General features: G+C 51.8%; 10 protein-coding genes. All 10 read right to left on the reverse strand.

The features are described 5' to 3' along the window. Positions 1-41: 41 nt before the first annotated feature. Positions 42-1,187, reverse strand: a complete 1,146-nt coding sequence (locus HNO79_RS03775) for a methanobactin export MATE transporter MbnM (protein ID WP_050800618.1) — start codon at positions 1,185-1,187, stop codon at positions 42-44. A gap of 31 nt (positions 1,188-1,218) precedes the next feature. Then, the gene (locus HNO79_RS03780; protein WP_157132976.1) at positions 1,219-2,124 is read right to left on the reverse strand and encodes an MbnP family copper-binding protein; all 906 of its coding nucleotides are present in this window, start codon (positions 2,122-2,124) and stop codon (positions 1,219-1,221) included. Continuing rightward, complete coding sequence (gene mbnC / locus HNO79_RS03785) at positions 2,121-2,696, reverse strand: methanobactin biosynthesis protein MbnC (protein ID WP_010517452.1); 576 nt, start codon at positions 2,694-2,696, stop codon at positions 2,121-2,123. Before mbnC ends, HNO79_RS03780 begins: the two co-directional genes overlap by 4 nt. Beyond that, entirely contained in the window at positions 2,683-3,504 is an 822-nt protein-coding gene (mbnB, locus tag HNO79_RS03790; RefSeq protein ID WP_010517450.1) for a methanobactin biosynthesis protein MbnB, read from the reverse strand. Before mbnB ends, mbnC begins: the two co-directional genes overlap by 14 nt. 54 nt (positions 3,505-3,558) lie before the next feature. After that, positions 3,559-3,657, reverse strand: a complete 99-nt coding sequence (gene mbnA / locus HNO79_RS17445; protein WP_082770916.1) for a methanobactin — start codon at positions 3,655-3,657, stop codon at positions 3,559-3,561. Positions 3,658-3,782: 125 nt separating this feature from the next. Further along, positions 3,783-5,963, reverse strand: a complete 2,181-nt coding sequence (locus HNO79_RS03800; RefSeq protein ID WP_082770917.1) for a TonB-dependent receptor domain-containing protein — start codon at positions 5,961-5,963, stop codon at positions 3,783-3,785. 145 nt (positions 5,964-6,108) lie between these two features. Beyond that, the gene (locus HNO79_RS17450) at positions 6,109-6,600 is read right to left on the reverse strand and encodes a DUF2946 family protein (protein ID WP_029329788.1); all 492 of its coding nucleotides are present in this window, start codon (positions 6,598-6,600) and stop codon (positions 6,109-6,111) included. 358 nt (positions 6,601-6,958) lie between these two features. Beyond that, positions 6,959-8,128, reverse strand: coding sequence for a site-specific integrase (locus HNO79_RS03810; RefSeq protein ID WP_034931190.1), 1,170 nt, complete (start codon positions 8,126-8,128; stop codon positions 6,959-6,961). A gap of 333 nt (positions 8,129-8,461) precedes the next feature. Beyond that, positions 8,462-10,207: an oleate hydratase gene (locus HNO79_RS03815; protein ID WP_214164492.1), complete on the reverse strand. Its 1,746-nt coding sequence runs from the start codon at positions 10,205-10,207 to the stop codon at positions 8,462-8,464. Positions 10,208-10,482: 275 nt separating this feature from the next. Next, positions 10,483-11,238, reverse strand: a complete 756-nt coding sequence (locus HNO79_RS03820; RefSeq protein WP_214164491.1) for a sulfotransferase family 2 domain-containing protein — start codon at positions 11,236-11,238, stop codon at positions 10,483-10,485. Positions 11,239-11,749 lie beyond the last annotated feature (511 nt).

The following is an 11,749-nucleotide window of genomic DNA, read 5'->3' on the forward strand; positions in this document are numbered from 1 at the left end:
GTTGCTAAGATGCGATAAGCCGTACACCAGTCGCGAAGTCATCATTGTGCGCCTTTACCAGAGGGAGAGGCTGAGGGCAGAGCCAAAGGGCAGGTCTTTCCCGGATCTGAGAACGCCGGGTTGGTGAGGAAGCTCTGATCCGTCAGGGAGTTCAGGAAGGCGATCACGTCCGCGATCTCCGCCTCGCTGATATCGAACGGCTCTATGAACTGGTCGCGCAACGGGTTCTCTCCGTGTGGCCCTGTCGCCGACCGACCTCCCTTCGAGTAATGTGCTGCCAGCACGTCGTGCAGCGTGGCGATGGAGCCATCATGCATATAGGGACCCGTCAGAGCGACGTTGCGCAGGCTTTCCGTGCGGAATTTCCCCTCGTCCTCGGCATTGCCTGTCACTGTCCGCAGCCCGTGATCACTGGCAGGATAGGCCCCCTTGCCGTCCTCGTTATACAAGCCGGTATTGTGAAAGCCTGTTTCTGGAAAGGGCATGTTAGCCGCGCGGATATTGTCGGTCAGATTCAGGCCATTATGGCAATGCGAACATTCGAGCTTCTCGCCGAAGAAGAGCGCCTCGCCTCGTTGCGCGGCCGGGGACAGCGCCGTCTTGTCGCCATGCAGCGAGTGGTCGTAGGGACTGTCGAAGGACAGCAGCGTGCGCTCGAAGGATGCAATCGCCTTCGTGACCGTGGAGAGTGTGATCGCGCCCTTCGCCTCGGGGAAGGCGACACGGAACAGGCGCGCATAGCAGGGATCATCCGAGAGCCGGGCGAACAGCGCCTTTTCCTGGCCGCCCATGCCCAGCTCGACCGGTTGGTCGCTGAACATCGGGATCAGCATCTGCTTTTCCAGAGTGGTGAGCTGTGGATTGGCCCAGGTGTAGCTCGGCAGATAGGCTACGTTCGCCAGTGGCATCGGCGTGCGTAGTCCCGGCTCGCCATGCGCGCCTACATGCGTCGGGACACCAGAGGCAAAGCCCAGTTTCTGGAGATGGCACGACGCGCAGGCGAGCGTCCCATTCTCCGATAGCCGTTTGTCATAAAACAGCCGCCGCCCCAGTGCGACCTTCTCTGCCCTCATCGGATTGTCGGACGGGACGACTGGCGCAGGCGCCCAGGAGGGGATGTCCCAATGCCACGTCGTGGGCCGGGTTGCGGCCGATAGAAGCAGCGCCCCCCCACCCAGAAGGGCCATCTGGAGAACTTTGCGAAATAACGTGCGCATCTTATCGACCCCGAAATACCGACTGAGCCGGCGGAGAGGTCTCTGATCCGAATGGCAGGCCGAACTCACGGAACACACCTGCGCAATCCTTGTCGTCCGGTCCAGACATGCAACCTGGCGCACTATTAATCTGGTTGGTGCTGACATTACTCAGAGCGAGCAGTCGACTTATGTCGAGCTTCACGGTCTGATGCGCCGGATCGAACTCCGGCAGCGTGACCGTGACGAGGTTCGGGGCCGTGCACGCGCCCTTCGGCGCCTCGACCGCGCTGGCGGACTCACAGCCGGTGCTCCCGATATGGACAGGGAAGCCGTGCGGTCGCGCTTTGTCGCCAGGCTTCGGAATCATCGTGATGTCGAGCGTGAAAAAACGATATCCTGACTGCCAGGTCCAGAACATGCTCGTCATGTTCAGTGGTGGCTGTGCAATCGTAGGATCGCCGTGATTGGCGGCCATAGGCAGCCCAACGGTGAAGCGCAGGCCGGTGAAATGGCCTTGCGGCCAAACAAAACTGATAGCCGAGTTCGGCGACGGAGTCGTATCGCTGCATGGAATATTGCGATCGATCAGGTCGATCAGCGCTATCCCGTCACGCTGCCAGAGGCCGGACGGCCCTGGCTTGACCAGCACCGCACGGCCGTCCTTCGTGAGCAGCGCCACATCGTGGATGTAGAAGCGTAGATCGTTGATGCGGACCGTATTGTCGCTTGTCCCCACCGGGCTTATGGTTCTAGCACAACTTACCGGCTGGTTTCCGAATGCCGCCTGGAAAGTAAGGCGCCCGAGCTTTGGTGCTGCGTGGGCTTCGTTTGAAGAAAAGGCCGGGAAAATAAATAGACCCATCCCAATGAATAACAAAAAAAAATTTATTCTATACACTGACGGCGCATAGGTCAAATTGCTCACAGTATGCGGCTCCATCCAGGGAATACAGAAATTTTGTTATCAAAAATAAGGAAATACGACGGAATATCATCTTCCGGGCTTAAATCCGCACCAATTTCAATTTCTTGAATTTCTCGTTGCAGATCTACCGCACGGCACTTCCAGCCGACAGTCCAGTTTTGTTTGATACCGCGGTAAATGGCGATGCCTAGTGCTTCTGTGCGATCAGATATGGCCCACCGAGCAGCTGCAGCTCCCGCCAATTCCGATAGAATGATTTCGGAATTAGAACTATTCAGCATCTCATTTTCTTGCAACCAAATGATAACCCAGAGGTGTAATGGCCAACCAAAACAAATTTTTCGCTCAGAACCCCACCTCATAAAGGGCCGAAAAATATTGAATCCGTCTTGATCACCAGAAAAATCCAGTAGGGATGGACATGGATCATAAAGAGCATGCCAATAACCGCGCCACGCAATATCTAATCGCACCAACGCGCGCCTGTTGTCAGAAAACAAAGAAAACTGATCTGGGCGCGACATAAAGTCTATGACATCGATATCACGCAAATATTTTCTATGATTGTTCATTGTATACACTCTGGTTTTTCGATTTCAAGCGAAGGCTGTTTAAATCTTCCACTATAAGGTCGTAATCAAAATTTCCGTCTCGTTCGTAAGTAATTGTAGTATTTTCACGAAAAAACAGATCAGCATAACGATCTATGAAGATCTCCGTTTCTGATGAAATCTGCTCCGAATGTGAATCAATTAAAATATTATTATCGCTTGGTGCTGGAGTGTATCCTGCAACATGATAGTGTAGCGTTTTCGATATTACATTCTTCCAGTCGTCTATGTCTGCGCCCGTATTCCTAGAGGCACAAACAGCATTGGATATATCAAACAACACATTACATTCAGTTTTCTTTGATATATGCTCGAAGAAAGTTGGAGCTTCATAAGAACCGTCGAGCAGTGAAGGATAATTCTCTAAATATAGAGTATGACCAAGCATATCCTGCCATCGCCGAATTTTATCAAAATATATTGACCCTATTGCATAATTTATTTCGGCGAGTTGATAAAAATTAGTTCCGTTATGCTCGAAAAGTGCGATATGATCGGAAATATAAAGTGGCTGAAACGCCTCAGACATTTGCGTTATTCTGCTTGATATATACTTTAATTCTTCCTCACCTCGCTCCAAAAAACGGGATTGCATAATATGGAATGCGACAGGGCAAGGAAATTTCTTTGCAATTTCTGTTGGATTGAGATGTAAAAAATTGTCGATCAGGAGTTCGACGTAATCTATATGTCCCTCGTCAATAAGGGACATAATAGATGAGTAAGATTGGCCGCCAGTGAAATTTATGCCAATAGAACCGTTACACATCGTATACCTCCTAGGGCGAGACTGGCGCGGAAAGGCGCCAGTCTCTGTATTGTTTTAAGCGTTATAACCGCAGACACCCGAACCACACTGCAGTCCGGCCCGGACAGGTACAGAAATTTGTTTGGTTTTAAGTATAGTTATAGTAATAGTCATTTCATACCTCCAGTAACCACAATAGACATTCTATGTGGCGTCTAATTATACATAAAAACAGGAAATAAATCAATGGAATTACGTGTAATAATTTGATTTATTTCAGAATAACCTCCTGGCGATTGTCAAAATCTATATGATAGATCAAAGCGAAAGCTGCGACCTACTTCAGGAAAATCAACGTTTGTGGAAGCCATTTTATACATACTGTATTCCTTGTCGAATAAGTTGGTAACAGCAAAATTAATTCGCCAAGGCTTGCGAGGAGGTGCCCAGGTTGCGAGTATGTCGTGCACCATATAGCCGGGACGCCGACGAATAATAGTTGCATCGTAGTTCTGAGCGTCTACGGCCATGAGGCTGTACATTAAAGTCAGTCCGATGTTCGGAAAACGGTAACGCATATCAGCGGCAACTTTATCTGGAGGCGAGTACAACCCAGCACCGGTCCGAGCGTTTGTGACTCTTATGTGGCTGAAGCTCAGATCAAACCCCCAGTTTCCTATGTCGTAATTACTATGTAGCTCAATACCGTAACGTGTGGCGTGTCCAACGTTCTGATATTGATAAATGGGTCTGTTTTTCCCATATTTTCCATTAAAACGCCCGATAGCAACTTCTTGAATGAGATTGGTTACGTCTTCGTAAAAACCTGTAGCGCGGACGCTCGCACGATCGTGCTCGCTAAACAGTGCGCTCTTTGTATAAGTAAATCCGCCTTCGTATGTTTTGGCAGATTCGGGTTTTAGATTTTTGTTAGAAACAAAATTTGCGAACCATTGATTGCCTGTCAAATCCATGTCGCTTTGCGCTGGGGTGGGAGCATTATAAGCTTTCCCCCAACTGAGATATATCATCCATTCGCGTGTTGGTTGCCACGATAATGTTATTTTTGGAAGAATAGCACCGTTTGAGCTATTTGAGAGACCTTTCCCGTGTTCAGGAAAGGTATTGTATCTATCGTAACGCAAGCTAGGGGAAAGAGTGACATGGTGGCGAAATTTTATTTCATCTTGCCCGTAAACCCCATATACCTGCTGTTGTGCGTTGGGTGTATTTGAACCAGATGTGGTGTACGTATAAAAATCGCGGTAGTAATTTACGCCTCCAGTAAATTTATGTCTTCCAAACAATCCGAAATTACGAAAGTATGATTTTTGTAAGTCGAAACCATAGGTCTCAAGGACAGTGGACCCGCCATTAGAGTCCATGCTGTTCGGCACCTGCTTTGAGGCCATTTTCGTTCTGTAAAGGGTCAGCCTTCCATCTTCCTCGCCTTGCTCGTTACGTGTTGTGAGGTGCAATGTTGACTCGTCCTGTCGGACATTTTGCTCTTGGCAGGTAGAACAGTGGTAAGTGGAAGGACCTTTTTGTGGCACTGAAGATCTATAGTTTTCATCAAGATAAAATTGCTGACCAAAATCTATTCTAATTCGGTCATTGATGTCATATCCAAGTTTAAGTAGTGCGCTGTGGCTTTGCCCGTCATTGGGTGAAAGTCTCTCGCCGCCCCCTAATCGTATCGAGTTGAAGGTTTGCCCAGAATAAGCAAGAAGCGCATCGAACTTGCCCCATTTTCCGTATATTTTTGCTGATCCCTTCCCATTTCCGTTGGCGCTTTGATAGCCGCCATCAATTTCTCCGCCCAAGCCTTGACCCGGTTTCAGAAGGGACTTTGCGTCAATAGTCTTAATTGACATAACTCCGCCGAGACCACCTGTTCCATAAAGAGTGGACGCTGATCCGGCGACAACTTCTACACTCTGGATAAAGGCGGGATCGATATAAAGCGGCGCTTCAATCCCTTGGGAATCCCAATTACGCCGTGCGCCATCGACCATCAAAATGATCTCGCGTCCCGCAAACCCACGGATTTGGGGAACCTGACCTTCCATACGCGCCGTGCCGACCATATCGACATCAGGCAAGCGATTGAGGGCATCTGAAATCGTGGAAGATTGCCTCATTTGGATGTCCTGACGTGTTATCAGGCTGACCGAGGCGGGAACGTCCTGGATCTGCTGTGGCGTTCGCGTGGCTGTGACAACGAGCCGCTCAGCTGCGTTGCTGGATATAGGGACGGCTGCTCCTGTTTTTACGTGAGCGCCGAGTTGTTTTGACGTGTTTCGTGATGACTGTTCCGGAGTTTTTTTAATCGCCGCCTGCCTGGTTGATGCGGCACTCTCACGCTCTTTTCCGGGCAGTTCATTGGCATGCGCCGCGAAGGACGGGATAAGAAAAATTGCGGCGGCAGAAAGTAAGTGCGCGCGGTGGAACGTGTGTGCGCAAACATGTGTCGAAGACATGGAAGCTGATCCTGAGCTGAGAATATCGTTCAGCCAGCAGGACGGTCATTGTCTTTTTCGTCATTAGTTTATGACGTCAGCGACGCACTATGCGTTAAGTGAACGCGTACGGTCGATGAATGACAGCTTAAACGGCCTGCGGGCGCTAGAAGACCGCAGACACAGGGGGGCCACAGGAGAAAGGAACACCAAGTGTGATGACAGGTGGAGCACGGGGGTTAACGATGTTGACGTGGCGTTGCCAACGAATAAACGCCAGTGCCAGCAAGATCACGAGAGCTGTGAACAGGAATACTGGCAGGTGCAGGAGGGGGCATAACGGACAGCTTCCATCGTGATGAGAAGGATGCCCGGACATGTGGTCGTGGTCGCCCTCATTGTCGGCTGACACAGCCTGCGTCACATTGTCCATTGTCATGCCAGGCATATCCGCACAGACGGAGTGCTTATGTGGCGTGTGATAAAGATGTGGAGCGATATCAATGCCTGTCAGGCGCAGGATGGTAGCACGAGGCATTTCTCCCGGCATTGCCTGACTCTGGATCAGGAGTTGCCCCAGAAAGCCCATGAGCGTGAACGCGACCAGAAACCAGCGGCTCAATGAAGAGCGGGGCGCAGGATGTATGGCATGGGCCATCTTTTGAAAACATATGCTCCTGTCACGGTAGACTTTTTATAAAATCCATTATGGTTGCGAGCCTGTCAACCCGATATTGCACACACATGGCAGGCATTCCTACCAGGATGCTTGAAGAGCCCATTTTGGCTTGGCGGCGGCTTTGTTTCGCAAATACGTGGAAGATCGCCGAAGTTCACATCCACGTTGCTACTTTTAACCGCTTCACAACGCTCGGAACCTCAATCACTTAGGCGGTCGTATAACAAAAAACATAAGAGCGTTCAGCACGACCAATCAGTGAATTGTGCAACAAAGCCGAATATATTTTTAGGTATTTTTAAAAATAGTTCTGTGAGGCAGGGCATAATTGACGTGTTCAGATGTTGCTCTCGCTGCCTCCTGAAACAAGTGCCGTAAAAATTTTCAAATCGATCCCTTTGACTGCACGCTGGATTGGTTCTTTCTTGAGGTGAGCATAACGTGCGGTCGATTTGAGATCGCGATGACCCAGCAGTTTCCCGATCATGACCAGATCCTCGCCGAGTTCCAGCGCATCGGATGCAAAGGAATGGCGGAGATCGTGAATGCGGACATCATGCAGCCCGGCTTCCTTTCGGATGCGCCGCCACGGCTTCTCCAGATCGGTCAGGTGACCACCGTCTTTCCGTCCCGTGATGACATAGGGATTGCCCTCAACCCGCGTGATGTCTCCAAGCAAGCCGATCGCACTCTCGCCCAACTGAACCGTGCGGGCACCATTTTTGCTGTCAGGTAATCTGATTATCCCTTCGTCCAGAAAAACATATTCCCATTTCAGACGTTGGATTTCCCGCAGGCGGCAACCGGTTAAAAGCAGGAGTTGGAACGCGTTGACGGCTTCCGGCATTGCGGAACGGCCGTCGTCGAGTGCTTTGCCAAGACGCTGATGTTCTTCTGTTGTGAGGTAGCGCTCGCGCTTCTGCTCCTTATAGCGTTTCACGCCCCTGCATGGATTGACGTTGTCTGTCCGCACACCCCAGAGGATTGCCAGAGAGAACATTTTCGACAGCACACCCAGAGTCCGGTTCGCCTGATACGGGATATGGCGATAGGCGTGGTGGAATGCGACCACATCCGAGTGGGTCAGGGTGGCCACCATCCGGCTGCCAATTTTTTTTATAATGAACAGGTCAATCGCGCGTTGATATTCGGCTTGTGTGGTTGATTTCAGATGCGTCTTTACATGCCGTTCAATGAAAGTCTTGCAGAACTGACTGATTGTGGGGGAGGTCCGCTCTTCGCCGCGTTCGGTGTTTGGGTCGTTGCCGTCTTTCACACGAGCGAGGATTTTAATCGCTTCATCGCGTGCTTTGTCTGCCGTCCAGGGACCATGATGGCCGATCGTATAACGTCGGAACCGGCCATTGGCTCGATAATGAACCACGTAGCTCATCCGACCCGAAGGCCAGACCCGCAGGGCGAAGCCGGCGACCTGATCGTCCCAGACGATGTAGTCCTTCTCAGCAGGCTGGAGGGTGGCGATTATGCGCTTTGATATCCGGGGCATGGCTGCCTCCACAGGATGCGTATAGGATGCAAATGGGATTGAAACGTCAGCGTGAGTAAGCGTAGACAGAAGAGCCAAAATGAACGACTTATTCAATTAAAATAATAGGATAGTAGTGGTTCTTCGGGATGCGTCGGGGAATTTCGTGGCAGGGCGTAGCTCTTGCCTACAAACTCATAACCTGAAGGCCGCAGGTTCAAATCCTGCCCCCGCAACCAAGCTTAATACACTGAATATGATACAAAAATGCCGCCCCCAGAGGCGGCTTTTTTGTGTTCAGGACAGGGTCTGGCCAACAGATGAAAAGGCGGTGCCATGCACCGCCTGATCCGGTCAGATCAACCCGTAACGGTCCAGAAGATCGTCGATTTCCGTCCCAACGGTCAGATGATGAACAAGGCCTGACCCGGGAATCTTCTTGCCATCCTGCAGTTCTGCTGCGGCCTGCAACAGCATCCGGATATCATAAACACTGCCAAATACTTCCGGCACGGCACGGTCAATGTCGAGCAGGGTATAGACGGCTTCCATTGCAGTGCGGACAGAGTATTCCGTTGTAAACACAGTATCGCGCGGTGTTTCGGCAAACTGACCGAGAAAGGCCAGGTTGACGCTGCCATCGGGAACCACCTTCGGACGATCGCCTGCCGAACGCGGCATGAACTGTGCTGTGATGAATGGCATCATGCATGGATGGGTAATGGCGCCCGTGGCCGCCATGTCATCGATCTGGTCTTCGGGCACGCCCATGTGGAATAGCCATTCGCGGGTTATTTCCTCGCCCGTGCAGTCCTGCATCGGCTTTTTCACGTAATTACCCGGTACATCACTGAACAGGCCGTACAGCCACGCCACCATCTGCCCTTCCGGCTGGTTTTTGAAATGGGGCTGGCGACTGACAACCCAGCTCATCAACCATGCGGAGTCCTGAATGGTGATGGGACCACCCGTTACGGTGCGGCCCGAAAACGGGTCACGTCCCGTAACCTTATGCACAAGCTCGGGAATTCGCGCATCCAGCGTCGTGACGGTGGCGGATTCCCATCGCGATTTCGTCGTGTCGCCACAGAATACATCCGGTCGCCCGAAGGCAGAATCCTGCGCTGCGATATTACGCCACAGCTGCCAGATATTCCCTTCGGAAATGGTGGTGTCCACCGGGGCAGGTGCATGGTGATTGCCCCAGCGGGAATTTTCAACCATGGACCCATTTGTGACAAAGACCAGGTCATTCGCAGGGATGTTGATGCCGCCCGGCTGTTCGTTTTCCAGCCAGTCGATATGGCTTGCGACTTTCTTCCCGCCGGTTGTATCCACCCGCACATTGGTCACCTGTATGCCATGGCGGAACATGACGCCCTGTTCAGCCAGCCATGTCGCCAGTGGCCTGCTTAACGATTCCTGCTGGTTGAATCGGGTGAACTTCAGGGTGTGCAGATCTTTCAGGCCAAGGATCTGATGCACGAAGCGGGCAAGATAGCGCTTCATCTCGATTGCGCTATGCCATGTTTCAAAGGCGAACATTGACCGCCAGAACAGCCAGAAATTTGATTTCATGAAATCGGCGGACAGCACGTCACGGATTGTCTTTCCGTCGAGTTTTTTTTCATCTGTCAGAATAAGGGAAATGATTTCCCGCCGTGCCTTGCCGGTCAGCTTCAGGCTGTCACGATCCGGCAGGGGCTGGCCACGTCCGCACATTGCCCGGACCGGGCTGCTGGACGGATCAATCCGGTTGAGGCGATAGAATTCATCCAGTACCGAAACATCCTGCACTTCCAGCGACGGAATGGAACGGTACAGGTCCCACAGGCATTGAAACTGTTCCTCCATTTCCCGTCCGCCCCGGATCAGCCAGCCGGTTTCGGCATTTCCTGCTCCATCCAGCGCGCCACCATCGGCACCGGATGCATCAAGGATCGTGATGTGGGACGGCGTCATGTGTGCATCGCGGATCAGGAAGGCTGCGGCTGCCATGCCGCCCAGACCGCTGCCAATAATCCAGGTGGAACGGCCCTCGATCCCGGGCGGCTTTTCAGGGCGCACGAAGGCTTCGAAGTTGCTGTGGGCATATCTCATGGATTTTCTTCTTTTTTGGGGGGCCGTGCATGGGCCCGCCCGGTTATGCCAGATTAAAAAGTCCGCTGAAGATAGCGGGCTTATTTGGCAGTACCGTCGTTGATATGTGTCAATTTCATGAGATCGACAGGGCAGGGATGCACAGAATGCCACATGCCCTTCGGTCAGGCATGAAGCCTGTTTCGGGCAATGGAATCTGGTCTGTCAGGACCGTCGCAGGTTCCGGTTATGGGGCCCGGCTCCGGGCACGACACGACCACCCGGCAGGAACCGTTTTATGCAAGGTCGAAGGCAGCCCGGTCCATCCGCGACTGTAGCACACGGTCTGGCTGCATGGCGGTACGATTGTTCCTGACGGTAGCGATCAGGTCGTAATCCTGACGATATATCTGCCGGATGCGTGCAATCTGGTCTGCACTGGGTGTTTCGTCATTCTGCCCTTCGCCTGCATTGGCATGACCAATGGGGGTCGGGGTATAATGGCGGATGAAATCCTGTATGCGGGCCATGTCGTCAAGCATGAACAGGCGATCAACCCCGATGTGCCCATGCGTATCGGTCAGATACCATGTCTGTGGCCGAAAAATATGGTCTATGCTGTAAGGCGAACGGGCATGGGTGATGTGGTCCAATGCGTCGTCAATGCCGCCAAATGCCATATATGTTGCGCGAAATCCATGCGCGACATGGCGTGAGGAACTTCCCCCTGCACGCGCATAACGATAGGCGGACATGAACCGCTGAACCGGGTCGCGCAGGATGGCAAAGGACGGGAAGTCCGTCAGGTCATGCATGCGGCGCTGGAAATACCGGATGGTTTCGTGGCCGACATTCATGCCGTACAGGGCATGCGTGATGGATGTTCCGGCATTCTTGGGAATATGGATGAACAGAACCCCACGTTCACGCACCCTATCGGCGCGTTTAAGGCGCTTGGGTCCGGGCGGATAGGGAATGTGGAGCGATGCCAGGCGTTCATGCACGTCACTGGACATTTTGACCCGCAATATCGGTTGCAACAGCGTTTGCATGGACGTGTCCGTTCCACATTTGGGTGACTGCGACCCTGCGGGCCCAAGTCGATCATTATTGCGACTGGATACGTACGGTGTATTAATAAACGAAACGAAATGAAACAGGACAGACATGCCGCCTGTATCCGCAGTGCGTGGGGTAGCCTGTATGTTCATGACAGGGCGCGTCAGAAACTGCCTGCACGGCCTGTATGGAAAACATCAGGAAATCATAAGACGTTTTTCAAAAAGCCTTAGGAAACACCGACTTTTTTGAAACAAGGTAGCGCCAGTAAACAGTCATTCTTTTTTCGTCACCTATGGTTCCAGATGGCTGGAATATCTGGAAACGCCCCGGTTTGGGGAGCATCGGTATCTGCATGCGCGCCGTATGGATGAATTTTACGTCTTTTCTGAGACATGAATACAAATAGTATAATAAACAATATAGATTATTTTCAAATGATATTCTGTATTTTATATTTCCTCTATTTCTGTCTGGATAATGTTATGAAAAAGGGCGCCGTGT

The sequence above is a fragment of the Komagataeibacter oboediens genome (assembly GCF_018491655.1).
Classification (GTDB): domain Bacteria; phylum Pseudomonadota; class Alphaproteobacteria; order Acetobacterales; family Acetobacteraceae; genus Komagataeibacter; species Komagataeibacter oboediens.